21 protein-coding genes are annotated in these 26,143 nt (G+C 45.5%); 11 read left to right on the forward strand and 10 right to left on the reverse strand.

The genetic code is table 11. The annotated features are described in order from the left end of the window. Positions 1 to 4: 4 nt before the first annotated feature. The 4 genes from QVC79_RS15345 to QVC79_RS15360 all read right to left on the reverse strand — a co-directional run bounded on the left by QVC79_RS15345 (position 5) and on the right by QVC79_RS15360 (position 4,868). Positions 5 to 841: a patatin-like phospholipase family protein gene (locus tag QVC79_RS15345; RefSeq protein ID WP_270595529.1), complete on the reverse strand. Its 837-nt coding sequence runs from the start codon at positions 839 to 841 to the stop codon at positions 5 to 7. After that, positions 838 to 2,340 carry a glucose-6-phosphate dehydrogenase gene (zwf, locus tag QVC79_RS15350; RefSeq protein WP_270595528.1) on the reverse strand — a complete coding sequence of 501 codons (1,503 nt, stop codon included), beginning with the start codon at positions 2,338 to 2,340 and terminating at the stop codon, positions 838 to 840. The genes QVC79_RS15345 and zwf overlap by 4 nt, the downstream gene beginning before the upstream one ends. 2 nt (positions 2,341 to 2,342) lie before the next feature. Further along, on the reverse strand, positions 2,343 to 3,818 hold the full coding sequence (gene gnd, locus QVC79_RS15355) for a decarboxylating NADP(+)-dependent phosphogluconate dehydrogenase (protein WP_270595527.1): 1,476 nt from the start codon (positions 3,816 to 3,818) through the stop codon (positions 2,343 to 2,345). Between the two features lie 141 nt (positions 3,819 to 3,959). After that, complete coding sequence (locus QVC79_RS15360) at positions 3,960 to 4,868, reverse strand: PLP-dependent cysteine synthase family protein (protein ID WP_270595595.1); 909 nt, start codon at positions 4,866 to 4,868, stop codon at positions 3,960 to 3,962. A gap of 372 nt (positions 4,869 to 5,240) precedes the next feature. Between QVC79_RS15360 and QVC79_RS15365 the strand changes: the two genes are divergently transcribed. The 6 genes from QVC79_RS15365 to QVC79_RS15390 all read left to right on the forward strand — a co-directional run bounded on the left by QVC79_RS15365 (position 5,241) and on the right by QVC79_RS15390 (position 10,180). Then, a complete protein-coding gene (locus QVC79_RS15365; RefSeq protein WP_124316697.1) occupies positions 5,241 to 6,878 on the forward strand; it encodes an ABC-F family ATP-binding cassette domain-containing protein in 1,638 nt (545 codons plus the stop codon). Positions 6,879 to 6,978: 100 nt separating this feature from the next. Further along, positions 6,979 to 7,302, forward strand: a complete 324-nt coding sequence (locus tag QVC79_RS15370; protein WP_270595526.1) for an ArsR/SmtB family transcription factor — start codon at positions 6,979 to 6,981, stop codon at positions 7,300 to 7,302. A gap of 93 nt (positions 7,303 to 7,395) precedes the next feature. Then, positions 7,396 to 7,827, forward strand: a complete 432-nt coding sequence (locus QVC79_RS15375; RefSeq protein WP_221230327.1) for a nitrophenyl compound nitroreductase subunit ArsF family protein — start codon at positions 7,396 to 7,398, stop codon at positions 7,825 to 7,827. A 6-nt stretch (positions 7,828 to 7,833) separates the two neighbouring features. Further along, complete coding sequence (locus QVC79_RS15380) at positions 7,834 to 8,541, forward strand: aromatic aminobenezylarsenical efflux permease ArsG family transporter (RefSeq protein ID WP_270595525.1); 708 nt, start codon at positions 7,834 to 7,836, stop codon at positions 8,539 to 8,541. Positions 8,542 to 8,592: 51 nt separating this feature from the next. Next, positions 8,593 to 8,826 (forward strand): thioredoxin family protein, encoded by a 234-nt coding sequence (locus QVC79_RS15385; protein WP_027202052.1) that lies wholly within the window; start codon positions 8,593 to 8,595, stop codon positions 8,824 to 8,826. 13 nt (positions 8,827 to 8,839) lie between these two features. Further along, complete coding sequence (locus QVC79_RS15390) at positions 8,840 to 10,180, forward strand: permease (protein WP_270595524.1); 1,341 nt, start codon at positions 8,840 to 8,842, stop codon at positions 10,178 to 10,180. 91 nt (positions 10,181 to 10,271) lie between these two features. Here the strand turns inward: QVC79_RS15390 and nagB are convergent, their stop codons facing one another. Beyond that, on the reverse strand, positions 10,272 to 12,194 hold the full coding sequence (gene nagB, locus QVC79_RS15395; protein WP_416336088.1) for a glucosamine-6-phosphate deaminase: 1,923 nt from the start codon (positions 12,192 to 12,194) through the stop codon (positions 10,272 to 10,274). A gap of 28 nt (positions 12,195 to 12,222) precedes the next feature. Further along, complete coding sequence (locus QVC79_RS15400; RefSeq protein WP_124316692.1) at positions 12,223 to 13,407, reverse strand: ROK family transcriptional regulator; 1,185 nt, start codon at positions 13,405 to 13,407, stop codon at positions 12,223 to 12,225. Between the two features lie 204 nt (positions 13,408 to 13,611). Between QVC79_RS15400 and QVC79_RS15405 the strand changes: the two genes are divergently transcribed. Further along, positions 13,612 to 14,559, forward strand: coding sequence for an NUDIX domain-containing protein (locus QVC79_RS15405; protein WP_270595522.1), 948 nt, complete (start codon positions 13,612 to 13,614; stop codon positions 14,557 to 14,559). Here the strand turns inward: QVC79_RS15405 and QVC79_RS15410 are convergent. Beyond that, positions 14,538 to 15,443, reverse strand: coding sequence for a cation diffusion facilitator family transporter (locus tag QVC79_RS15410; RefSeq protein ID WP_270595521.1), 906 nt, complete (start codon positions 15,441 to 15,443; stop codon positions 14,538 to 14,540). The genes QVC79_RS15405 and QVC79_RS15410 overlap by 22 nt on opposite strands. A 308-nt stretch (positions 15,444 to 15,751) precedes the next feature. Here QVC79_RS15410 and metK point away from each other — a divergent pair, with 308 nt between their 5' ends. Next, positions 15,752 to 17,038 (forward strand): methionine adenosyltransferase, encoded by a 1,287-nt coding sequence (gene metK, locus QVC79_RS15415; protein ID WP_270595520.1) that lies wholly within the window; start codon positions 15,752 to 15,754, stop codon positions 17,036 to 17,038. Positions 17,039 to 17,154: 116 nt separating this feature from the next. On the opposite strand, the gene QVC79_RS15420 is transcribed toward metK, so the two are convergent. Beyond that, positions 17,155 to 18,135, reverse strand: a complete 981-nt coding sequence (locus QVC79_RS15420; RefSeq protein ID WP_221230326.1) for an Rpn family recombination-promoting nuclease/putative transposase — start codon at positions 18,133 to 18,135, stop codon at positions 17,155 to 17,157. Positions 18,136 to 18,614: 479 nt separating this feature from the next. After that, the gene (locus QVC79_RS15425; RefSeq protein WP_118305651.1) at positions 18,615 to 19,304 is read right to left on the reverse strand and encodes a zinc metallopeptidase; all 690 of its coding nucleotides are present in this window, start codon (positions 19,302 to 19,304) and stop codon (positions 18,615 to 18,617) included. 217 nt (positions 19,305 to 19,521) lie between these two features. On the opposite strand from QVC79_RS15425, the gene fusA2 reads away from it, so the two are divergent. The 3 genes from fusA2 (at position 19,522) to QVC79_RS15440 (ending at position 22,931) form a co-directional block, all read left to right on the forward strand. Then, a complete protein-coding gene (gene fusA2 / locus QVC79_RS15430; protein WP_270595519.1) occupies positions 19,522 to 21,678 on the forward strand; it encodes an elongation factor G2 in 2,157 nt (718 codons plus the stop codon). A 105-nt stretch (positions 21,679 to 21,783) separates the two neighbouring features. Beyond that, complete coding sequence (locus QVC79_RS15435; protein ID WP_270595518.1) at positions 21,784 to 22,488, forward strand: 16S rRNA (uracil(1498)-N(3))-methyltransferase; 705 nt, start codon at positions 21,784 to 21,786, stop codon at positions 22,486 to 22,488. 50 nt (positions 22,489 to 22,538) lie between these two features. Next, positions 22,539 to 22,931, forward strand: a complete 393-nt coding sequence (locus QVC79_RS15440) for a hypothetical protein (protein ID WP_270595517.1) — start codon at positions 22,539 to 22,541, stop codon at positions 22,929 to 22,931. On the opposite strand, the gene QVC79_RS15445 is transcribed toward QVC79_RS15440, so the two are convergent. Further along, positions 22,906 to 26,106: an ABC transporter permease gene (locus QVC79_RS15445; RefSeq protein ID WP_287642515.1), complete on the reverse strand. Its 3,201-nt coding sequence runs from the start codon at positions 26,104 to 26,106 to the stop codon at positions 22,906 to 22,908. The two genes, QVC79_RS15440 and QVC79_RS15445, sit on opposite strands and share 26 nt — an antisense overlap. Positions 26,107 to 26,143 lie beyond the last annotated feature (37 nt).

Genomic DNA, 26,143 nt, shown 5'->3' on the forward strand with positions numbered 1-26,143 from the left:
AATATTAAATACTAAATACTTTACGGGCACATTCGTACCCTTGATTATACAAGTCCGTTAATTTCGTCACGTCTTGTTCGATCCGATCCACCTCCAACGGTTTCTCCGGACGAATCAAAACCACTTTCTTCTCCCGTTCCAACTGTTCCAAAAAATCAAGAGTCTCGTTATAACGTTTATTCTTTATCCTCAAGCTCTCCCGTAATGCCGGATATTTACGATACATGAACCAAGGCAATGATTTCTCTTTTTCATCTTTCCGGTAACCTTTATTACGAGTTAGGATCACCACGTTACGATCGAACCCGTCGGCTATTGCTTTCCGGATCGGAATGGCATCACAGATTCCCCCGTCCAGCATGGGTTCCCCGTCCACGTAAGAGACCGGACAAACAAAAGGCAGACTGCAAGAGGCCCGACAAATATTCAGCAAACGTACCGGATCATGCTTTTCCTCGAAATAATTCGCCTCTCCCGTCCTGCAATTACTCGTCACCATCACGAAACGCTCTGGGGAGGCAAAGTAAGTATCATAATCGTACGGGATAATCCGGGTCGGGAATTCATCAAAAATAAGGTCAAAATCCATGATACTCCGTTTCGTGAAAAAATAACGGAAACCGATATAATGGTACTTATCCAACAAATCAATATTACACGTCTTTGCCCGTCCCCGCTGACGGGAGGCATAGGAAAGCCCGTTACACGCCCCGGCAGAAACTCCGATCGTGTAAGGGAAATAAACCTTTTTATCCATCAAGAAATCTAACGCCCCGGCAGTAAATACGCCTCTCATTCCACCACCTTCAAGTACTAATCCCGCATGTGCATCTAATATCATAACCAACAAACATTTTTATCTTCTTTCGAAACAGGTGGAGCCACGTCCCACACATCACTCAAATCCGGCCCCTCACTTCCGGCGGTATACGTTCGCAAATGCTCTCCCGGATGTTCCCGCCAATAGTTCACGATCGGATCGATAAACTTCCAACTAGCTTCCAAGGCATCATCCCGCGTGTAAAGCATCGAATCTCCCTGCATGGCATCCAGCAACAAACGCTCGTAGGCTCCCGGCAGATAATTGTTACAAAGCGAGGCATACAGGAAATCCATCCCCACTTGTTTCACCGTAAAGCCGCCACCCGGCATTTTCAACCCAAACTTCAACATCACCCCTTCATCTGGTGTCATACGAATAATCAACTGGTTACAAGACGAACCCTCGCATTGTCCCTGAAATAACTTGTGCGGCGTGGACTTGAAATGAATCACCACCCCGGAACGCTTGTCTTTCAAACGTTTACCCGTATATATATAAAACGGCACATGACTCCACCGCCAGTTGTCAATAAAAACTTTCAACGCCACGTAAGTCTCCATATCGGAATTCGGGGCAACATCTTTTTCCTGCAAATATCCAACCACAGGCTGCCCTTTCGATTCTCCGGCCACGTATTGCGCCCGGACAACATTGCGGGGAATATCCTCCCCTTTCCATTGGCGAAGTGAACGTAACACCTTTACCGTCTCGTCCCGAATCACCTCCGGTTCCATCGTCGCCGGGGATTCCATAGCCACGAAAGCCAACAACTGCATCAGATGGTTCTGCACCATATCCCGCAAAGCTCCCGTTGTCTCGTAATATTTCCCCCGGTTCTCGATTCCGAGCGATTCCAAAGCGTATATCTCCACGTAATCCACGTAGTTCCGGTTCCACAAGGACTCGAATATCTCGTTCGCGAAACGCAAAACCAATATATTCTGTACCGTCTCCTTCCCCAAGAAGTGGTCTATACGATAAATTTCCTTTTCATGGAACACCTGTAACAAGGAACTATCCAGCTCTTTCGCCGTCTCCAGACTCGTCCCGAAAGGTTTTTCCACCACGATCCGATGCCACCCGCCCCGTTCCTTAACACCAAACAAGCAACTTCTCCCGATATATTTCGTGATTGCCTGTTGGGAATTCGGAGGGGTTGCTAAATAATATACCACCCGCATCGGGATGGCATTTTCCTCCATCAAAAACATCACCCGCTCTCCCAACTCGTCAGCACCTTCCACGGGATCAAAAGGTTGGTAGTACACTTTCTGCAAGAAACGATCCACCTCTTCCCCGTTCAATCCCTTCTCCCCTTTCAACTCATGCAACATCAAACGAATAGACAAACGAAACTCGTCATCGCTCATGGATTTCCTCGAAGTTCCCAAAATAACAAAACGTTCCGGCAACATCTGCCGCACGTGTAACTCGTATAAAGAGGGCATTAACATTCGTTTAGTTAAATCACCCGATGCCCCGAATATGACTAATACCTGATCCTCCGGTCTATTCATAATTACACATTATAAGTTCCTGAAACCGTCTTTCCACCTTTTCCCGTCCAGTCGGTATGGAAAAACTTACCCCTTTCGACATCCGTACGTTCGTAAGTATGCGCCCCGAAATAATCCCGTTGCGCCTGTATCAGATTCGCCGCGGAAGTAAAATTACGTAACCCGTCAAAATAACTCAGTGCCGAGAAAAAACAAGGTGCCGCGATACCATTAAACACGCAATCCACGACCACCCCCCGCAAAGCCGGCAAGGCATTTTCCATTCTCTCGTGGAAAAAAGCATCAAATAACAAATTCTGTAATCTCGGACTCTTCGTGAATGCTTGAGTAATCCTCTCCAAGAACACAGAGCGAATGATACATCCCTTTCTCCATATTTTAGCGATAGTCCCATAATCCAAATTCCAACCATTTCGCTCGGAGGCCCTGCGCATCAAGGAAAATCCCTGCGCGTAAGAGATCAGTTTCGCCGCGTACAAGGCATCCCTCACCGCCTCGATTCCGGAAGTGTTCAAGGTAATGCAAGCCTCCATATCCCCCACCTTACCCGAGGGGTACTGCACGGACGCTCTCTCTCTTTCGTTCACCAAAGACGACATGAAACGGGCAAACACCGCCTCCGACACCAGCGTCAACGGGTCCCCCTCATCCAAGGCCGCCATCACGCTCCATTTTCCCGTTCCCTTCTGCCCGGCCACATCCAGTATGTGATCCAGCAAATAGTCACCGTTCTCTTCCTTATAATGCAGAATATGTGAAGTAATCTCGATCAAAAAACTATTCAGTTCTCCCCGGTTCCACAACTCAAAAATATCTCCCAAGCCGTCGTTATCTAACCCGGTTCTTTTCTTCAACATGGAATACGCCTCCGCAATCAGTTCCATATCCCCGTACTCGATCCCGTTATGTACCATCTTCACGTAATGCCCTGCCCCGCCGGGACCGATCCATTCGCAACAAGGAGAACCGTCTTCCAGTTTTGCCGCAATCGACTGTAATATATCTTTCACCAGTGGCCAAGCCGTCACGGAACCACCCGGCATGATAGAAGGCCCGTTCAACGCACCCTCCTCTCCCCCGGAAATTCCGGCTCCAATAAAATAGAGGCCTTTCTCTTCCAGCATTTTCACCCGACGTTCCGTATCATGGTAATCCGAATTTCCCCCGTCAATAATAACGTCCCCGGGAGAAAGCCACGGGAGTAATTGCCCGATCAACTCGTCAACCGGGTCCCCGGCCTTCACCATTAACATGATCTTCCGCGGCAGGCGTATGGACTCCACGAACTCTTCAATCGTGTAAGTCCCGTGGAAACGCTTTCCCTTTCCTCGCCCTTCCACGAAACGGGTTACCACGCTCTCCCGATCCGGGTGAACCCGGTTGTAAACAGAGACCGTGTACCCTTTACTTTCCAAGTTCAAAGCCAAATTCTCACCCATTACCGCCAATCCGATCAATCCTATATCTGATATTTCCATCATAACAATAATTTATTCGTAACTCTATTGTACGACTATTCCTTTTAATTTGTTCTTAAATATTATAACAAAATTTACACTCGCAGAACATCCTACAAAAAGAGAGCCAAAATTGATCGACAAACAGAAAATCCCTGACGCTTAATAATCTACCAAATTCCCAAACATCGAAGTACTCAGATACTTTTCTGCCCTATCGGGGAAAATAACCACAATGTTACCCGTATCTATCTGTTCTGCGGTCTTCAGAGCTGCCACCATGGCAGCCCCGCTACTCATCCCAGCAAAAATACCTTCCCGGACAATAATCTCTCGAGCCATGGCAATAGCCTCCTCGCTCTCCACCATCACCTGTATATCTATCCGGGAGGGATCGTAAATAGCCGGAACAATCGCCTCTTCCATATTCTTTAGACCTTGAATGTAATGCCCCTTCACGGGATGCGCAGACACGACTTTTATATCCGGCTTACATCTTTTCAAGAAACGGGATATTCCCATGATTGTCCCCGACGTTCCCAAGGCACTCACCAAGTAATCAATCTCCCCCTCCATCTGTTGCCAGATCTCAATGGCCGTGTTCTCGTAATGTGCCTGATAATTCCCGGCATTACTGAACTGGTCGGGCATGAAATATTTTCCGGGGTTTTCTTCCACAAGTTGATGCGCCTTCCGGATAGCCCCATCCGTCCCCTCCGCCGCTGGAGTCAGAATGACCTTGCCCCCGTACGAACGGATAATCTTTCTCCGCTCCACGGACACCGCCTCACTCATCACAATCTCCACGGGATAACCTTTCACGATACCGATAATAGCCAAACCAATCCCCGTGTTCCCGGAAGTCGGTTCGATAATGGTTTTACCGGGCATCAAACGCCCCTCCCGTTCTGCCTGTTCGATCATCTGCAAGGCGATACGATCTTTAATACTACCCGTGGGATTAAATCCCTCCAACTTGGCGTAAATATTCACGTTCGGATTCTGGCCCAAACGATTAATACGTACCATAGGTGTATGCCCTATGGTTTCAAGAATGTTCTTCTTTACCAACATGATTATTTTTGATTTATGATTCACGATTTTAAATTACACTCTCCACCCGCCAGTTTGAATACACCAAACCTACCGGAGAGACAATCACTGCCTATCGAAAAACGTTTATAGAAATATAAATGGCAGGATTAAAGACAACAACAGCAACAACAAGCACGGCCCATTCCTTTGAAAGATTCAAAGTTCGTTCCCCTCACTTGAAATTGACGATTAGAAATAAATGTTGTCTTCATAAACTTCAGATTTATAATTTATCAAACGACTTGTAATCGTTCATATCGCAAATATAAACAAATTATCTTATCTTCGCACCGCTATTTGAAAATGTAAATTCATTTTCAATTTTCAACTTTCAATTTTCAATTAAATATGATTTCAGTAGACGGATTAACAGTAGAATTTGGAGACAGAGCGCTTTTTAAAGATATTTCATTTGTTATTAACGACAAGGACCGGATTGCCCTCATGGGAAAGAACGGGGCAGGTAAATCCACGTTATTAAAAATTCTGGCGGGAGAACGCCAAGCCTCCCGGGGAAATATCTCCTACCCGAAGGAAACTGTTATTGCTTACCTACCGCAACATTTAATGACCCATAACGAAAGAACCGTTTTCGATGAAACGGCACAGGCATTCGCCCACCTTTTCGAGATGGAGAAAGAGATTGAACGGTTGAATCAACAACTCACCGAAAGAACGGACTACGATTCTCCAGAGTATTACAAACTCATTGAAGACGTATCCGCCCTCAGCGAGAAATTTTATAGCATCGACTCCACGCATTACGAGGCGGATGTTGAAAAGGTATTGTTGGGTCTCGGATTCCAACGGGAAGATTTCAACCGCCCGACAGCCGATTTCAGTGGAGGTTGGCGCATGCGTATCGAGTTGGCTAAAATGTTGCTTAAAAACCCGGACGTGTTGCTACTTGACGAGCCTACCAACCACCTTGACATTGATTCGATTCAATGGCTGGAGGATTTTCTCGTGAATAACGGAAAAGCTGTCGTCGTGATCTCCCACGACCGGACATTTGTTGACAACATCACCACCCGAACGATCGAGGTCACCATGGGCCGTATTTACGACTACAAGGTAAATTACTCCCAATACCTCGTACTACGCCAAGAACGACGCGTACAGCAACAAAAGGCCTACGACGAACAGCAAAAGATGATCGCCGAGACGAAAGAATTTATCGAGCGTTTTAAGGGAACCTATTCCAAGACCTTACAGGTACAATCCCGCGTGAAAATGTTGGAGAAACTGGAAATATTGGAAGTTGACGAGGAAGACACTTCCGCACTGAGACTAAAATTCCCGCCCGCCCCGAACTCCGGTAAATACCCGGTGATCGCGGAAGAGCTTACAAAAGACTATGACGGACACATCGTGTTCCAAGATGCCCACTTCACGATTGAGAAGGGAGAGAAAGTCGCTTTCGTCGGTCGTAACGGGGAAGGAAAGTCCACGCTGGTAAAATGTATCATGGGTGAAATTCCCTATAACGGAAAACTGACATTAGGCTATAACGTGAAGATTGGCTATTTCGCCCAAAACCAAGCCTCTCTCATGGACGAAAGCCTTACCGTTTTCCAGACCATCGACGACGTAACTCCCATGGAGCTGAAACACAAAATCAAGGATATGCTGGGAGCTTTCATGTTCAGCGGTGACGACATCGACAAAAAGGTGAAAGTCCTGTCCGGTGGAGAGCGTACCCGATTGGCCATGATCAAGTTGTTGCTCTCTCCCGTGAACCTGTTGATTCTCGACGAGCCGACGAACCACCTCGACCTCCGTACCAAGGACATCCTGAAAAATGCCTTGAAAGAGTTCGATGGCACCTTGATCGTCGTGTCTCATGACCGTGATTTCCTCACCGGACTCGTCCACAAGGTCTACGAATTCGGCAACAAGAAAGTAAAGGAACACTTAGAAGACATCCAAGGTTTCTTGCGGAAAAAGAAAATGGAAAACCTCCGGGAGATCGAACGTAAAAGCTGATTAGCAAGTCCATTTATTGTAATAATAAAAAAATATTATCCATTCGTTTTGCTTGAATTAATATTATTCGTAATTTTACGAACAATAAATAAAGCTAAGAATGGAAACGAAAGAATACACCATAGATCAAGAGCAACTCGCCCGTTTCGCAAAAGCGATGGGGCATCCGGCACGAATCGCCATACTCAACTTTCTGGCCCAACAGAATTGTTGTTTTTTCGGTGACATCCATGAGGTCTTACCCATATCGAAGGCCACCGTTTCCCAGCATTTGAAAGAGTTAAAAGACTCTGGACTAATTCAAGGCTCCATCGAGCCTCCCAAAGTTCGATACTGCATTAATCGAGAGAACTGGGCCATCGCCAAGAATTTATTCGTACGCTTGTTTGATCATGACAACACGAAAAAAAGTAGTTGTTGTTAGTAACAACTATTTTATTAGCTATATTGTTCGTAGTTTGACGAAATACAAACACAATAAATTAATATCAATAACAATCAATTAAATTAAAACGTTATGAAAGTAATTCTACTGTTAACAATGTGTCTAAGCCTTTTCGCATGCGGCAACAAAAACACAAAAGGCAGCAAAGCCCAAGAACAACAACCACCAAAAGATCATGTGGAAGTTCTCTATTTCCATGGCAAGCAACGCTGTATAACCTGTGCGGCAATCGAAAAAAATACCAAAGAAACGGTGGAAACCCTATTTGCCGACGAACTGAAAGACGGCAGCCTAGTATTCAAATCCATTGACATCTCTCAATCTGAAAATGAAGAGATCATCAACAAATACGAGGTCACGTGGTCTTCACTCTTTATCACGAAATGGAAAAATGGCAAGGATTCCACCGAGAACCTAACCGAATATGCTTTTGCAAAGGCTCTTTCCGCTCCAGATACATTCAAGGCAAACGTGACCCAAAAGATTCGGCAACTACTAAAATAAACATCTATGGAATGGTTACAATCTTTATTGGATAGTAGCACCACCCCGGCTTTGACCGCCTTCTTGCTAGGACTACTGACGGCCATTTCCCCTTGTCCTCTGGCGACCAATATTGCCGCCATCGGCTTTATTGGAAAAGACATCGAGAACCGCCACAGGATATTTCGAAACGGCTTGCTCTACACGCTAGGACGTGTCATGGCCTACACGCTCCTAGGCATTATCCTCATCTTAATTTTAGAAGAAGGTTCAAGCCTGTTTGGTATCCAAAAATTTATCGGCAAATATGGAGAAATGCTACTCGGACCCGCACTATTATTCATAGGGTTATTCATGCTGTTCGGTCACAAATTCAACCTGCCGTCATTCGGTTTCAAAGGTAATGGAGAGGGATTAGCCCGTCGGGGCGGATGGGGAGCCTTGCTACTCGGGATATTATTCGCCATGGCGTTCTGCCCCACGAGCGGCGTTTTCTATTTCGGCATGTTGATCCCGATGTCCGCGACATCGGCAGGCGGTTACCTACTTCCCGTTCTCTTTGCCCTAGCAACCGCATTACCCGTATTGGCCACAGCTTGGATTCTGGCTTTCAGCGTACAGCATATCGGCAATTTTTACGGTAAGATAAAAACCATACAAAAATGGTTGAATTGGATCGTAGGCGGGTTATTCACCGCCATCGGGTTATACTACTGTCTGGTTATAAATCTCTAAGTTTTTCACACGAACAACGTTCGTAACATAACGAATTAAATAAATTAAATCATGGAAATAAAAGTTTTGGGATCCGGTTGCGCCAAATGCAAGACAACCTATGAAATGATCGAAAAGATCGTGAAAGAGAATCAACTCGATGCAACACTTTCAAAAGTGGAAGACATTGTTGAATTACTGAATTATGGCATCATGACAACCCCTGCCATCGTCGTCGACGGAGAAGTCAAACTCAAAGGTCACGTTCCCACGGAGAGCGAAATCAAAAAGATTCTCGGTATTTAATAACCTTTTCGTCATGAACAACAAGAAAGAATTGACCATCCTGTTTTGGATGATTGCTATTTTCGCAATGGTCTTCTTCATGCCGCTCGGCAATGAGCGGTTCATGACCGCCATTGATGCCACGCTCGACCTTGCCAAATGGTACGCGCAAGAACACGTGGTGCTATGCCTGCTCCCCGCATTCCTCATCGCGGGAGTCATTGCCGTATTCGTCAGTCAGGGAGCGGTACTCAAATACTTCGGGGCAAACGCCAAGAAATGGTTATCCTACACGATAGCCGCCATCTCCGGTGGAATTCTGGCTGTTTGCTCTTGTACAATCCTACCGTTATTTACAAGCATATACAAACGCGGAGCCGGACTAGGCCCGGCCATTGCTTTCCTCTATTCCGGCCCGGCGATCAGTATTTTATCAATTATCCTAACGGCTCGCATCTTGGGCGTGGAGATGGGTATTGCCCGTATCGTCGGAGCCATCACATTTTCCATTATCATCGGTCTTCTCATGTCATTCATTTTCCGCAAGGAAGAAAAAGCCAAAAAAGAGGAACAAATGAACATCACCCCACCACCGGAGAAACGCCCGATGTGGCAAACTTCATTTCACTTTTTCACGATGGTACTCATCCTTGTCTTCGCCAATTGGGGAGCCCCTGCCGCATCTGACAAAGGATTATGGTTTTATGTATTTACCTATAAGTGGTACATCACGGGAATCCTCGCCCTGTTCTTCTGCTGGTCACTCATCCGAATTCTGAAGTTACCTATCACATGGGTATTGCTTGGTGCGATTGCGACGGCACTTTCCGCCTTTCTCGCCAACACGTTTATCACTGATGCCAAGCTGGTTCCTTTGCTCCCAATGATTATAGGAATCACGTCATTATCCGTGATACTACTTTTTGACAAACGGGATGATGAAAACCGGGAATGGGCCTTTTCCTCATGGGGATTTGCAAAACAAATCCTACCACTATTGGCAATTGGAGTTGTTTTCGCTGGATTCCTATTAGGTTCAACACATGATGACACGGCTATCGCCGGGATCATTCCCAATCATTGGATCGAGTGGGCTGTAGGCGGAAATTCACTGCTTTCGAACTTTTTCGCCAGTTTCACGGGTGCATTCATGTATTTCGCCACCCTGACCGAGGTGCCGATTATCCAAGGCCTGCTTGCCTCTGGCATGGGTAAAGGTCCCGCTCTAGCATTATTACTGGCCGGGCCATCCTTATCCTTACCGAATATGCTGGTTATTCGTGGCGTCATGGGAACCCAAAAGACAATCGTGTATGTTGCTCTCGTTATCATCATGGCAACCGTATCAGGTTACATCTTTGGCTCGTTCTTTTAAAACTTGAAACCCGCAACTCGCCATAGGCGAAAAAAGAAACGGGGTCTAAAAACAGACCCCGCTCCAGCAAAAAAAATATAAAACACAACATTTATTTCCTATGCTTATAGCGCACGAAGACCTCCATCGCCTCGTACTCCGCCATTCCCAACTTGTTATACAAGTCGGCCGTGTTACGGTTACGGTCTTCGGCTCGCTGCCAGAACTCGCGAGGATCATCTCCCGGGTATGCCGGTCCGTTATTCTGTGAACCGTGTCGGTAAATCGCTTGTCGTTTGATGGATAACTCCGACGGGCTTACCGGCACCGCCATATCCACCTTCTCGATCTCCCATTCCAACCAAGCCCCGCGGTACAACCACACGTAACAATCCTTGAACCAGTCATCCTCACATACGACGTCAAAAGCCTGCATGATCGCATCCAGACAAACACTATGCGTTCCGTGCGGATCGGCCAAGTCTCCGGCAGCATAAATCTGGTGAGGTTTCACCTCCCGCAACAGATTCACGATAATATCAATATCTTCTTTTCCCAACGGGTTCTTTTTCACGGAACCCGTTTCATAGAAAGGTAAATTCAAAAAATGTACTCTCTCCGAGGGGATGCCCATAAACCGACAAGCGGCCAAAGCCTCTGCTGCCCGCAAGGCCGTCTTGAACTTCAGCACCTCTTTAGGTTCACTTCCCTCCGGTTTCAGATTCCGAATCGTCTCCTTCACCTGCTTGTACCCCTCGCCGGACACTCCCATATTTTGGGCGAACAAGTCAGCAATATCCATCATCTCGTACAAGTAATCATCAAACACGGCAATGTTCCCGGATGTTTGATAAACCGCATGCACCTCATGCCCCTGTTCCACCAAACGGGCCTCCGTTCCTCCCATCGAGATCACGTCATCATCCGGATGCGGGCTGAAAATCAACACTCGTTTCGGGTAAGGATTCGCTCTCTCCGGACGGGTTGAATCATCCGCGTTAGGTTTCCCTCCCGGCCACCCGGAAATGGTGTGCTGCATATCATTAAACACGGCAATATTCACCTTGTTTGCAGAACCAAACTTCTCGATCAGATCGCTCAAACCGTTATCTTGATAATCTTTATCTTCGACTTTTAAAATGGGCTTTTTCAACTTCTGGCACAACCGGATCACCGCTTTACGAATCAGCTTATCATCCCAATCCACCTTGCTCACCAACCACGGGTAATCCGCCCGGGTCAATTCGCTAGCCGCACTCTCATCAATAATAAATTGCACGTTAGAATGCATCTGCAAGAAAGTTGCCGGAACCGAATCAGACACCCGTCCTTCCACGGTAGCCTTGATAATCGGAGCCTTTTTCTCTCCCCACGCCATCAGAATCACTCTCCGGGCCTGCATAATCGTCCCGACTCCCATCGTGATCGCTTTCGTGGGTACCAGATTCCTACTTCCGAAATCCTTTATCGCGTCTTTTATCGTCAAGTCATTCAAGAACACCTTCCGGGTCTGGGACGTGATAAAAGACCCCGGCTCGTTAAAACCGATATGTCCCGTACGTCCGATACCCAATATCTGGAGGTCAATTCCCCCGGCAGCATCGATCGCCTTCTCGTAATCCCGACAGAATTTATCTATCTCATCCCCTTCCAGCGTTCCGTCCGGGATATGAATATTCTTCGGGTCAATATCTATATGATCAAACAAATGGTGGTGCATGAAATAATGGTAGCTCTGCTCCGACTCTTTCGGCATCGGCAGATACTCGTCCAAATTGAACGTAACCACGTTACGGAAAGAAACGCCTTCTTCCCGGTGCAGCCTCACCAGCTCTTGATACAACTTGATCGGGGAAACCCCGGTCGCCAAACCTAAAACGCACTTTTCACCGCTAGCCGCTTTCGTTTGTACCAAATCCACAATCTCACGGGCAACGGCCTTCACAGCCTCGTCCGCTGTTTCATAAATCTGAACAGGAATCTTCTCGAACCTGTTGGCACCCTCGCCCTTAGCGATGTAGTTTTTAGTAATCATCATATCTTTATCTTTAATTTTTTCCTTGTTAATAAAGCGAGTACCCGCATTCCGTGTCATCATACAAATGTTCCATGACCATCATCAACGTACCCAATATCGCCGAATAAACGCCCAGATTACTCATCTTCAACTCGCAATGTCCTCGCATACGAGCCAAAGCGTACTTATTTATTGCCTGTTGAACCGGGACCAGCATCAAATCGCCCGCTTGCACGATCTCCCCGCCGATGACAACCATGTCCGGGTTAAACAAATGTACCATCGTGGCAATTCCCTCTCCCAACTTCTCCCCTGCACGATGCAAGAGGTCGATAGCCGAAATATCATCTTTCCGGGCCGCCTCGATAATATCCTGTAACGGCTTGCCTGCCACCTTCTCGATAGCCCGTCCCGAAGACACAGTTTCCAAGCAACCGATCTTTCCGCAATGACATGGAGCCTCCAGCCCTGAAATACGGATATGCCCGAACTCTCCCGCCATACCAATTCCCCCGCGATATAATTTCGAATTCAGGATCATCCCCAAACCGATACACTCGTTCACGCTAATACACAAAACGTTATTCACGTCTTTGGCTACCCCGAACGTGTGTTCCGCCATGGCCATCACGTTAGAATCGTTATCAATAAATACCGGGATTTGCAGCATTTCCTCCAAAATACTCTTTATACCCGGTTGTTCATACGTCAAATAAGTATATGAAGTTCCCTCCCGATCGATCAATCCCGGAAGAGCGAAACCTGCCATCTTGATCTTTGCCCGATCTATATTCAAATGCCCGATCGTCTCGTCAATCTTCTCCCGCACATAACGGAGAGTCGCCTCATCATCCTGCTCTTCCAAAATCGAGGGATATTCCAGAATACCCTCAATCGGCTCATTCTTCAAATTGAAGATAGCCACCCGCAGGTACTCCCTACCAATATCCACTCCTAATATATACGCGGCATCCGGATTTAATGAAAACACGTGAGGACGTTTACCCCCGATCGAATTTCCGCATCCCCTGTCAATCACCCATCCCTCTTCGATCAACTCTTCAATCATGCGACTAACCGTCGGCGTGGTCACGTTTGTCAGGCGACAAATCTCAGGCTTGGACAACTCTCCCATCCGGTAAAGAAACCCGATAATTGCTTTCTTCTGCAAGTACCGTTTCTCCTTCAATCCCGGTAGTGAACCTTTATTTATGGTATTCGAGTCATTCATAGCTCTCCGTTTTTCAAAAAGAATCGTGTTTATTCCATCACAAATATACGAATACTTTCTAAAATATTTACGTAAGTCACGCTAAAAATGAAAAATATTTTCATTACAAACTCTATTTTATAAAATTACATTCCCCAAACGAGTACTTGAAAATAAAAAAAGTGTATTTTTACAAATCAACCATTAAAAGGGGATTTAGCGACTATGGTAACGAAATTGGAAATACAAAAACACTTGAAATACCTGAAAAACGGGGCAAGTAAAAAGTTCATCGAACTATTCAACAACTTCGACGAAGAAGATTTGTGTGACCGTAAAAATTTCACCGGACACATCACGGCAAGCGGAACGATCATCCACATTCCCACCCGTGAAGTCCTGTTACTACACCACAAGACCCTTGATAAATGGCATATTCCCGGTGGCCACGTAGACCTCGACGATGATTCTCTCTTCGAAGCTGCATTACGGGAAGTGGAAGAAGAAACCGGACTGACAGCCGAACAACTGATTCCCATCAACCTCATTAAAAATAAGCCCTATTGCGTCGAGATCAATTCCCACCCGATTCCACGTAACGAGAAGAAAAACGAAGATCAGCACTATCATCACGATTTTCGTTTCGTGTTCGCGTATACCGGGAATAAACGTATACACATAGACTTGAACGAAAGCCTAGATTACAAATGGCTTTCTATTGACGATCCCTACCTGCAAGAGATCATGACAACTCCCGAAACACTCGATTCTATTTTACTGGAAGGACTGGAAAGTTACGAACAATCCGTTAAACTGGTTCGCCATAACGATTACCTCGTAACACCCCTAGCCAGCTACTTGTTTCGATTAGGTCAACACCATTATGACCGGGGCAACTGGGAATCCGCGGAACAGATGTTCAGTCGCTCTGTTTCCGCTTACGAGGACACGTACGACGACGAGTACGAAACGCCGCCATCCATTCTGGCCGCTTGCTGGAACTTGGCTACCATCTACGAAAAAACAAATCGTCATTCTCAGAAATTACAAGCACTTGAAAAAGGCCTAAACTTTGCCAAGGAATTCGCCCGTCTCGACGAGAACTTCCTTCCCGAAATCTCCGAGTTCACGGAACGGATTGATGCCTCCCGTCATTCCACGGGACAACTATAACATCCCTCCCCTTCGAACTCGATTTCCACGGTCAGGTGATCTATGCCCGCCTCCTTCAACCGATCCACGGCATCATGTTTCACCCGGATGGCATCCGTCCGGGAAATATCATCTGCCACAATCAGGTGAGCCGAAGCGATATTCCTTTCCCCGTCTAGCGTCCACACGTGCAGGTCATGCACGTTCTTCACGTTCGGCACCTCCAGTAAAATGGCCTTTATCTTATCCTCCGGCATATGCTCTGGTGTAGCTTGCAAAAGGATTCTGAAAATTGTGTACAAATTCCGACACACGTTCGTCAGAATAAACACCCCGATACAAACCGAAAGTAGCGGATCGATAAAATACCATCCCGTGTAACGAATAATCACGCTACCGATCAACACGGCCACCCATCCCAGCACGTCCTCCAGCAAATGCAACATCACAGCCCGCTGGCTGATCGAATTTCCTTTCATCAACCGCAAGGCAGCGAACCCGTTCACGACAAGTCCCGCCACCGCCAACCACATCATCCCGGAGTAATTCACCTCCGCGGGATGAAATAGACGGGGAATCGTCTCCATGAACACGAAGATCGACCCTACCAGCAACACGATCGAATTGATTAACGCCCCCAGCGTCGAAAATCGTTTATACCCGTAAGTAAATGTCACGGTCCTCTTCTTTCTCGAATAACGTTCCAGAAAATAAGAAACCCCGATAGAAAAAGCATCCCCGAAATCATGTACCGCATCGGAAATAATAGCCACCGAATTGGTCCATATTCCCCCGACAATCTCGATAACGGCAAATCCCAGATTCAGGAAAAAAGCAATACCTAAATTCTTTGTACTCTCTCCATGAGCGTGTTGATGCCCGGTATGTGAATGATCGTGTCCCATAATTACATTCTTTAATAACAAAAATACTCATTTTACAAAAGAAAGTTTCATTCCTATCTAATAAAAATCTATCTTTGCCCCTCGAAAAAGTGGAAAGATTTGGCTGATTGCAACCACGGAAAAAAAGCGCTAAAATGCATATTTAATTCTGAATTCAACCATCCATGTACTTTCCTATAGTTTAATTTACGATAAAGAGATTGAGAGATTAAATGATTTTCGATTAAGTGATTCGTTTGTTACAACATCATTAAATCATCAAATCATTAAATCACCAAATCACTGAATCACTAAATCTAAAATGAATTATGGGATATTTATTTACATCTGAATCTGTATCGGAAGGTCACCCCGACAAAGTGGCTGACCAGATTTCCGATGCTGTACTTGACAAAATCATCGCCTTTGACCCGGATGCCAAAGTGGCTTGCGAGACATTGGTAACTACCGGGCAAACCATTGTTGCTGGGGAAATCAAAACTGAAGCGTATGTAGACGTACAACGTATCGCACGGGAAGTGATCAACCGTATCGGTTACACGAAAAGCGAATACATGTTCGACGGGAATAGCTGTGGCGTCCTGAGTGCCATTCACGAACAATCCCCCGACATCAACCGCGGCGTTGTTCGGGAAGACCCCATGGAACAAGGAGCCGGAGATCAAGGTATGATGTTCGGTTACGCTTGTAACGAAACGGACAATTACATGCCGTTATCTCTCGAGCTATCACATTTATTATTGTACGAACTGGCACAAATCCGCAAAGAAGGTCAGGAAATGACTTATTTGCGTCCGGACTCCAAATCACAGGTAACCATCGAATACGGGGACGATAATAAACCTGCCCGGATTCATACCATCGTGATCTCCACCCAACACGACGAGTTTGTCAAGGCCACGGCTCCCACCCCGGAAGTTCAGCTGGAGGCTGATGCACAAATGGTGGATCAAATACGCTGGGACATCATTAATATTTTGTTACCGAGAGTGAAACGCCAATTGCCGGAACGGGTACAGGCCCTTTTCGATGAAGATTTGATTCTTCACGTGAACCCTACCGGAAAATTCGTGATCGGTGGTCCTCACGGGGACACGGGATTAACCGGAAGAAAAATTATCGTTGACACCTACGGGGGCAAGGGAGCCCACGGGGGAGGCGCTTTTTCCGGAAAAGATCCGTCTAAAGTGGACCGTTCTGCCGCTTACGCCGCACGCCATATCGCTAAAAACATGGTCGCAGCCGGGATTGCTGACGAAATATTGATACAGATTTCATACGCCATCGGAATTGCCCGCCCCGTTGGAGTTTTCGTGAACACTTACGGAACGGCCAAGGTGAACTTGAGTGATGCCGCCATTGCCGAAAAAATCACTTCAATCTTTGACCTACGCCCGAAAGCCATCGAGGAACGCCTGAAACTCCGTAACCCGATTTATCAGGAAACGGCAAGTTACGGCCACATGGGACGTACTCCTAGAATCGTGAAAAAAGTATTCTCCTCGAATTACTGGCCAACCATCGAAAAAGAAGTAGAACTCTTCACGTGGGAAAAGCTGGACTATATCGAGAAAATCAAAGAGGCGTTTAAATAAACCTCAATGTTATAGAAACATAAAAAGAGGAAAGGCTTACTCGCAAAACAAACCATCTGCAGGTAAACCTTTCCTCTTTAAATATTATAGAATAAAATCTATTCCAGTATCTTTTGCTATTCCAGATATTCAATATCATCAATAGACAATCCGGTGGCAACAGCAATACTCTCAACAGATAATCCCATCTGTTTCAAAGAACGGGCAACCTCTAATTTACCTTTCCTCTCCCCTTCCTTCATACCTTCTATTTTTCCTTCTTTTATCCCCTCTGCCTTCCCCTCTTTTATTCCCTCGGCTATTCCCTCAGCCCGTCCTTCGGCCTTCCCCTCTTTTATCCCTTCGGCTTTTCCTTCAGCTTTTCCCTCAATCCATCCTGTTTGAATAACACTACGCTGATAACGTAATGCTTCCATGTGGCGCTCGTATTCTTTCTGTTCCGCATCACTCAACTTATCTACCCGCAAACGTTCCCTTGCCTCCCGCAAACCACTGGCGGTAACATTCTCCGCAATCTCTCCTGTCTTCAAAAACAAAATCCATTCATCCAAAGGAGTTTTGGCTAACTTATCAAACTCGTCCACGCGTAACACGTAATACTCCGGGAATAAATCTCCGGCATCATGACAAACAAACTGTTCTTGTTGTTGAACGGATAATCGCAATACATCTTTTGTATGAATTCCCCGGAACTCCGTGTACCCGTGATACACGTAATCATCTCCCTGCCCCAAATCAAAATAAACAATATTAACAGAATACACCTTCTTCACCTTAGCATAGGGATCCCCTTGATTTATATATTCCGTGATCGCCTTGGAAGTCCCGTACAACATCCGGTGGAAATAATCCAGTTCCCGGTTATTTTGGACCTCTATAATAACCAACTCGCCTTTCGAATTTTCAGCAAGCATGTCAACCCGGTTAAATTTATCATCAAACTTCTGTTGGTTGCCTTCACTCTCCAATATCCGTTCAATGTGAATCTCATCCTCTAAAAGCACGGACAAAAACCCCTCTAATACCACGAAATTAGACTTGTTACGCAATAAACGTTTTGCAGCCCAATCAAAACGAACTAAATTAGATTTTCCCATGATGCAACTTATTGTTATACATCTACAAATGTACACAAAAACTTCGACTTACACGTCTTAACAATAAAATATATTCAAAGCAATCACCTCTATCCGATAAATATCCCTAAAGCACCCCATCAAACCGGGTTGAACTAGAGACAAGGATCTTGATTGTCTCCCTGTTACCTCACGATTGCTTTACCAAACCGGAATCCGGTGTATGTTATTTTTCCTTATATCCTGTTAAAATGGCGGCAATGATCGGGCGATAATCGGGCGACAATCGGGCGATAGCGCCTAACAGTCACCCAATAATCACTCAACAGCCAAACCATTCCCATGCCCAACCCTTGATATACCCCTTTAAAGCCCAAGTAAAACCCTCTCTCCCTCCCAACAAAACGCAACATCATCCCGCACACAACGAAAAAAGGAGTGTTCCCACCCCTTTCCAATGAATTATTCCTAAAAATCTTCTTCTAAAACACGTCGGAAACTTAATCTCTTCTTCCCAAATAAATCATGATATAGTATAATAAGGTAGCCAAAGAAGAAAGAGCGGCAATCACGTAAGTATAAGCGGCCCATTTCAAAGCATCCTTAGCACTCTCCTGCGATTCGTAAGTCGTGATACCGGAGTTACGCAACCAAGCCAAAGCCCGGTGACTGGCATCAATCTCCACGGGCAGAGTGACAATACTGAACAAAGTCATCAAAGCAAACAAACAGATCCCGATCAACATTAATTCTGGAAAACGTTGTAACAACAGAATCCCTGCCAACAAAATCCATTGCACCCAATGTGACGCGAAACTCACCACCGGAACCAGAGCCGAACGTAATTGCAACATACTATACGCTTGAGCATGCTGTAAAGCGTGTCCACATTCATGGGCAGCGACAGCAGCGGCTGCCACGTTGGCACCATAATATACTTCGTGACTTAAATTAATAGTCTTGTTCGTGGGGTTGTAGTGATCCGTCAATTGTCCTTCCACGCTACCGATTTTCACGCCCTGCACCCCGTTATCCCGCAACATTTTCTCCACCACGTCACGCCCCGTCATCCCGTTAGCGGTGGGTATCTTAGAGTATTTCTTAAAACGACTTTGTAATTGATGGCTCACCAGCCAACTCAACAAAGTAAACCCGATAAATATAATCCAAATTAAAGGTAATCCTGCCATAAAATATTATAATTAAAATTCTTCTCAAAGATATACAAAAAGTACGCCATCGCCCTAGGGCTCGATATATAAAAAATACTAACACGGGCTTTCTGCATTTATTTTCGTCAAGAATGACATTCTCTATTGTTTTTTTAGAAAATCTTCACTAATTTGTAACCCTCGAATTATTCGAAGAGTTATATACGTTTACAATATTAATCTAAACCGTATTATAATGAAAACCTATAAACCTAACGAAATTAAAAACATCGCGCTCGTGGGTAGTGCCGGGTCCGGCAAAACCACGTTAGCGGAAGCTATGATGTATGAGGGCGGGGTCATCCCGCGCAGGGGTAGCATTAGTGCAAAAAACACTTCATCCGACTACCGTCCGGTAGAACAGGAATACGGATCATCAGTATTCCCGGCTGTATTGTATACAGAATGGAAGGAGCATAAGCTCAATTTCATTGACACGCCGGGAGCAGACGATTTCGTCGGAGGAGTTATCTCTGCGCTGAACGTTGTTGATACCGGAGTAATGGTTATTAACGCCGCCAGAGGTATTGAAGTTGGTACCGAAATCATCAGCCGCCATGCCAAAAGACTAAACAAACCGCTCATTTTCGTTATAAATCAGGTTGATCACGAGAAAGCAAACTTTGATCACGCGGTGGAACAGGCCAAGGCAGCTTTCGGCTCGAAAGTCGTACTAGTTCAATACCCGGTGAACCCGGGAATCGGCTTTAACCGCGTTATCGATGTCTTGAAAATGGAGATGTATCAATGGAAACCGGAAGGTGGTAAACCCGACGTACTCCCCATTCCCAAGGAAGAAGAAGAAAAAGCGAATGAATTACATAATGCGCTAATCGAGGCGGCCGCCGAAAACGACGAGGGATTGATGGAATTGTTCTTTGACAAAGGTAGTCTCACGGAAGATGAAATGCGTGCCGGAATCCGCAAAGGACTTATCGCACGGGATATGTTCCCCGTTTTCTGCGTGTCGGCAGAAAAAGATATGTGCGTGCGCCGTTTCATGGAGTTCGTGATCAACGTGGCTCCCAGTGCCGGCTCCATGCCCCCTTCCATTACGGAAGACGGGGACGAAGTTCCGTACGACGAGAAAGGCCCGACCTCTTTATATATGTTCAACACGACAGTTGAACCTCACCTAGGTGAAGTGATCTACTTCAAAGTGGCATCCGGGACTGTCCACGAGGGGGACGACCTGTACAATGTCACCAATGACGCGAAAGAACGTATCTCAACACTATATGCCGTGGCCGGGAAGAACCGGACAAAAGTGACCGAAATGATGGCCGGAGACATCGGGGCTACCGTGAAATTGAAAAACACGAATAACGGCGATACCTTGAACGAGAAAGACGTTCATTACAAGTTCGGCAAGATTCAATACCCGAATCCTCGTTTCAGAACAGCCGTCAAGGCCGTGAACACGAGCGACGAAGAAAAACTGGCGGAAGTCCTGCAACGGATTCACCAAGAAGACCCGACCTTCCTCGTGGAATATTCCAAGGAGTTGAAACAAATGATCATTTCCGGCCAGGGAGAATTCCACTTGAACACTATGAAATGGCGTATAGAGCATAACGATAAACTGGAAATCGAATTTTACCCGCCACGTATCCCGTACCGTGAAACCATCACGAAATACGCTTACGCGGACTATCGCCACAAGAAACAATCGGGTGGTGCCGGACAATTCGGTGAGGTTCATCTCGTGATCGAACCCTACACGGAAGGAATGCCCGCCCCAACCATGTACAAGATCAATGGTGTGGATAGTAAGATTTCCGTGAAAGACACCGAAGTCGTTGAACTTCCGTGGGGCGGTAAACTGGTATTCTACAACTGTATCGTGGGAGGTGTGATCGACGCTCGTTTCATGCCCGCTATCCTGAAAGGGATCATGGAAAAGATGGAAGAAGGACCGCTTACCGGGTCATACGCTCGGGATATACGTGTCAGCGTATACGACGGAAAAATGCACCCCGTGGATTCAAACGAAATCTCGTTCAAACTTGCCGGACGTCACGCTTTCAGTACGGCGTTCAAACAGGCATCCCCGAAGATTTTGGAACCGATCTACGACGTGGAAGTTCTCGTTCCGGATGAATACATGGGTGACGTCATGGGCGACCTGCAAACCCGTAGAGCAATCATCATGGGTATGGAAGCCGATTCCGGATTCCAGAAATTGATGGCTAAAGTACCGTTGAAAGAGATGCAACGCTACTCCACGGCATTGAGTTCCATCACGGGAGGACGAGCCTCTTTCACCATGAATTTCTCCGGATATGAAAAAGTACCGGCTGAGGTTCAAGACGAATTGTTGAAAGCTTACCAAGAGCAAGAAGAAGACGAATAGACAGAAAAGCAGAGAGCCGATCAATGATCGGCTTTCTTTCTTAAAGAACAACCGCAATTCAAGGACATTTTCTTATTTTTGCATCGAAATCAAAACACTCAATTTATGCACCTGTTTTACACGCCGGACATCACGACAAACGAGTACACGCTCCCGGAAGAGGAATCCAAACATTGTGTCAAAGTACTCCGCCTAGAGGTAGGAGACGAAATTTACCTTATCGACGGGAAAGGCGGTTTCTACCGCTGCGAGATTATCCAAGCACAACCGAAACGCTGTGAAGTTCGCTGTGTGGAAAAAACAGAGGAGTACGGGAAACGGGCTTTCCGCATTCATATTGCCATTGCCCCGACCAAAAATATTGAACGAATCGAATGGTTTCTGGAAAAATGCACGGAGATCGGGATTGACGAAATTACTCCCCTACTCTGCGATCACTCGGAACGCAAGGTGATCAAGGAAGATAGACTGGAGAAAGTGATTATTTCCGCCATGAAACAATCCTTGAAAGCCTATTTACCGAAACTCAACCCCTTGACTGAATTTTCCCGTTTCGTGAAAAACAATCCATCCACGTTGAAATGTATCGCTCATTGCGACAAGGGGTATAAAAAATCACTTCAAGAAATCTATCAACCCGGCCAAGATATCACTATCCTCATCGGCCCGGAGGGAGACTTTTCGGGAAATGAAATCACGCTGGCCTTAGAAAACAACTTCATACCCGTAACCCTCGGAGAAAGTCGCCTGCGAACGGAGACTGCCGGAATTGTTGCTTGCCATAGTATCAATTTTATGAATGAAAAATAAACGGGACTACATCGCGTTCGCCACTAATTCATTTTTAATTTAATGACGACATGAAAATAACAAACAATCTCGTATCCGGTTTAGGCTACCTGTTTTTAACAAGTTGCCTGTTACTACTCTTTTCCCGATGTGAAGAAAAACCTTTTGAACAAACGGGAATAATAAAAGTGATCGTTTTTGACTCTCTGAGGAAAGAAATTTTACCGGATGCGATGGTCTCCATGACAACTCAAAACTCCAATATATGCGAGATGATTCGAGATACCACCGATCTCTCCAATTCTTCTTTTATATTGAAAGCAAAGGCAAAAGGAAATCACCGGTTCTCGCTCACGGTAGCAAGAGACAACTACCAAGTTGTGTTAAGAGATGTCACCATAGCTCTCCCCGCATCGAAAAGTGATTTCAGAGACACGGTCAACGTTCTTTTGCAACCTTATTAACCTTTATCCATTTTACGGCATCCGCTATCATTAGCATCCCTTCATCCAGTTGTTGATCTTGGAGAGATAATTTTATTTCTCCCCGAGAAAGTTCATATCGTCCGGCAGGAACCCACACCCCGGGAGCATAATAATCGCCTGCCGGAAAAGGTAATTCTTCCTCGCCTCCTCCTGAATAACGGATGAGTGTTTTATTCTTATCAGCCATCATCGCCGAGAACAACACAATTTCATCCTTACTTCCATCATGGTAAAACCAATATGTTTGGTCTGCAAACTTCCACTCCAAGCTATTTAAACTAATGTTCGGGAAGTATATGAACAACTCGTATTCTCCGGGATCCTTTACCACGGCACTCCATTCCACCCTAGTCTTTCCTTTTCCCGTACTTTTACAATATAAGCTCCGAATCTCATCCCCATACGCCTTATCCGTAACACAGAGCGTCCATTTCACAGGATAGGCAAATGCGCCATATAACAAATCTACAGGATCTTTCTTTCCCTGTTTTCTCCATTGAAAGAATGCGGCATCATTATCTATAATCTTAAAACCCGGAGAATCATTATCTACAAGGATCTCTCCCGCAAAAGATTTAAAACACGATGTGTCAATCCTATCAATACCTTCTCCTCCTGTAACTTGGTCTCGGGAACCGGGGAATGTATAGTAATCCGGAAGATTCCGAGAAAAGTTCGTCCAAAGATGAAGAGGATATTTAGGCACGGGAAAACGAAAAGCTTTACTCTCACCAGCCTTTATCTCGTAATTCTTCATGAACACCCGATTTGTCCTCATTTCCGGGTCATATTCACACCCTTCCACCGTAATAATACCATCGGCATTTCCCCTGTTCCACACCTTAAACTTCGCCATAAATTTATCCTTGTCGTCAACGATCCGGCACACGCTTACATCCTTAACCACAAATGCCGGAACTCCCACGTTTTCATACATCTTTCGCGTATAAGATAAAATGTCTATCCCAAAAGCATTTTGCAATTCTCCAGCAAAACAGGAATATTCCACGTCTTGACAACAATAACGATCGTAGAAAGCCTCCATGAAACTTTTCAATTCATCCCAGGATATTTTTGTCAGAATATATCTTTGCATTTGTGCTCCCTGCATGGCGATTACTTTCTCGATCGTATTTCCCGAACCGGGATTACGAAATACATCCCGTAAACTCACATGAGACAGTAACTCTACCGCATCTATTTCCCGACTTCTCTGCCCTTGGCGAGAGAAATAGCCTGTTGTCCCGAAAAAATCCGTTTTCAACATTCGCACCATATTCCCCACCGCGGGAAACTCATCGGAAGACACAAGCAATCGATGCTCTGTTAAAAAATAATTGTTTTCTCCCTGCCAGCGTTCCTCGAGCAAAGGCCTCACAAGAGGAGTATACTTGTCAAACTCGTAATTTACAACACGCTTTAATAATGTTGACAACGTCAAACCGGATTCCCTTTTTCTAGCTCGTTCCAACACTCCATCATGATTCACCCATCCCCCGGCCCTTTCCGACTGAAATATAACCTCTGGATGTGAAACTTCCGTACCCCTTCGCCAAGGTCTTTTCAACACAGAAAAAGAAACAGGAACTTCCACCACGCACAATTTACGATATGGATAGTAGGCATAACAATTCCATTCTTCAAAGAAAGCATTTAGAACCTCCGTTTTCATCTCTTCAGAAATATGCCGAAAAACGCCTTCCAACGGATAATGCCCTTGTTTACAATAAAATTCATAAGAATGATTCCCATCGAAATACTCGTCTTTCCGATAGGGTCCCGCTACTAAAACAATTCCCAACAAATCTTGGTGATTAATAAATCGCAAAGTATCTCCCCGTTTCTCGGGAATACCCTGCGACACGATCAAACGTTCTCCGGCCTGTAACACGTCAAGCCGATAACGTGTAAAATCGCCTCGCGAGGAAAATGGGCTCTCTATATCAACTGGAGGAATCGAAACCGGATACCATAAACATTCCGGTGTCAGCAATACATAAGAATGATCCAAGAAAGCAAAACGTTTCCCCGGATTGAGAAAAATATCTCGTGAATATGGACGATCATACTCATCCTGGCTGATTTCAGGATAACAAATAGACTCGTCTATCATTCCCGCATACCGAATCTCCACGTGAATGGAATCCCCCGGATGTATTCTCGTTCCACGGATAACCAAAGCCTGATGATCTCTACTAAAAGACAAATTCGCCGTATCCGCAGTAACTTGCCTAACAGTTACCCCCGGATTCAGATAAAGGATTAGCGTGTCGATGACACGATCATGTCTATTTTCTAGCATCATGTAACTTGTCGCCGAGTATTGTTTCCCGTCTTGCCGAAACAAGATATCGTGCGACCGGGTGTTCATTTTCGGGTACTTATTATACTTTACATACGTTACCGTATATGCCGCCCTATTCTCCCTGATTAAATAAAATGGCATGATAAAACAAGTCATGAGTACAAGAACTCCCCCTAACATCACGCTCCCCCTGAATACATTTAACTTCTTACTCTCCCGATTTCCGGGTATTCTTTTCGACAACACTATTGCAAAATATATCCCGACAAAACCCAACAATACAAAAATGAATCGCTGCAATAAATAACTTCCGATGCCCGGATGCCCGATTATCGTTGAAAATAAATTAGGTACACGCAAAGCGAGGAAGTCCGCAACGCCATGATAAATTTTCCCTATCACCAATATATTCACCACTAGAAAAGACAACAAGAATAACACTCCTAAAAACTCGGATTTTATAAAACTTTTCACCAATATCGTACACCCCGTCATAAAAAGCAAAGAAGGTAACGTTAACGTGAAAAAGTAAAACAAATACAACCACACGGAACAAGGCTGCACGCTACCGAACAAGTTGATGACAAAAACAAGTAGTACAACCATCACGTTAAGTGTAGTCAACAGGTACACGACACCAAGCCCTTTCCCCCAAATATATTCTCCATTGGCTATTGGCCGCACGTCGAAAGCCTCGTTAGATGTACATTTCCTATTTCTACTCAAAAAATTCCCCGCAAGAAAGATAATGATGAAAGATTGCAAAACACTAAAAAGTACTGCATTTGCATAAGGCATTGCCGCAGGTAAAAAATAAGCCCCTCTCGATACGAGGCGAAACGCCTCCAAGTTGTCTCCAGTTCTTCGAAAATATATCCCGATGGTG

The organism is Butyricimonas sp. (assembly GCF_019423355.1).
Lineage (GTDB): Bacteria > Bacteroidota > Bacteroidia > Bacteroidales > Marinifilaceae > Butyricimonas > Butyricimonas faecihominis.

Bases quoted from the DNA above. Each gene is read 5' to 3' on its own strand.
- QVC79_RS15405 (WP_270595522.1), top strand. From the start codon at position 13,612: ATGGTAACGAAATTGGAAATACAAAAACACTTGAAATACCTGAAAAAC.
- QVC79_RS15390 (WP_270595524.1), top strand. From the start codon at position 8,840: ATGAACAACAAGAAAGAATTGACCATCCTGTTTTGGATGATTGCTATT.
- QVC79_RS15375 (WP_221230327.1), top strand. From the start codon at position 7,396: ATGAAAGTAATTCTACTGTTAACAATGTGTCTAAGCCTTTTCGCATGC.
- QVC79_RS15380 (WP_270595525.1), top strand. From the start codon at position 7,834: ATGGAATGGTTACAATCTTTATTGGATAGTAGCACCACCCCGGCTTTG.
- QVC79_RS15370 (WP_270595526.1), top strand. From the start codon at position 6,979: ATGGAAACGAAAGAATACACCATAGATCAAGAGCAACTCGCCCGTTTC.
- nagB (WP_416336088.1), bottom strand. From the start codon at position 12,194: ATGATTACTAAAAACTACATCGCTAAGGGCGAGGGTGCCAACAGGTTC.
- QVC79_RS15365 (WP_124316697.1), top strand. From the start codon at position 5,241: ATGATTTCAGTAGACGGATTAACAGTAGAATTTGGAGACAGAGCGCTT.
- zwf (WP_270595528.1), bottom strand. From the start codon at position 2,340: ATGAATAGACCGGAGGATCAGGTATTAGTCATATTCGGGGCATCGGGT.
- QVC79_RS15410 (WP_270595521.1), bottom strand. From the start codon at position 15,443: ATGGGACACGATCATTCACATACCGGGCATCAACACGCTCATGGAGAG.
- QVC79_RS15420 (WP_221230326.1), bottom strand. From the start codon at position 18,135: ATGGGAAAATCTAATTTAGTTCGTTTTGATTGGGCTGCAAAACGTTTA.
- QVC79_RS15400 (WP_124316692.1), bottom strand. From the start codon at position 13,407: ATGAATGACTCGAATACCATAAATAAAGGTTCACTACCGGGATTGAAG.
- QVC79_RS15440 (WP_270595517.1), top strand. From the start codon at position 22,539: ATGAAAATAACAAACAATCTCGTATCCGGTTTAGGCTACCTGTTTTTA.
- QVC79_RS15385 (WP_027202052.1), top strand. From the start codon at position 8,593: ATGGAAATAAAAGTTTTGGGATCCGGTTGCGCCAAATGCAAGACAACC.
- QVC79_RS15435 (WP_270595518.1), top strand. From the start codon at position 21,784: ATGCACCTGTTTTACACGCCGGACATCACGACAAACGAGTACACGCTC.
- gnd (WP_270595527.1), bottom strand. From the start codon at position 3,818: ATGGAAATATCAGATATAGGATTGATCGGATTGGCGGTAATGGGTGAG.
- QVC79_RS15345 (WP_270595529.1), bottom strand. From the start codon at position 841: ATGATATTAGATGCACATGCGGGATTAGTACTTGAAGGTGGTGGAATG.
- metK (WP_270595520.1), top strand. From the start codon at position 15,752: ATGGGATATTTATTTACATCTGAATCTGTATCGGAAGGTCACCCCGAC.
- fusA2 (WP_270595519.1), top strand. From the start codon at position 19,522: ATGAAAACCTATAAACCTAACGAAATTAAAAACATCGCGCTCGTGGGT.
- QVC79_RS15425 (WP_118305651.1), bottom strand. From the start codon at position 19,304: ATGGCAGGATTACCTTTAATTTGGATTATATTTATCGGGTTTACTTTG.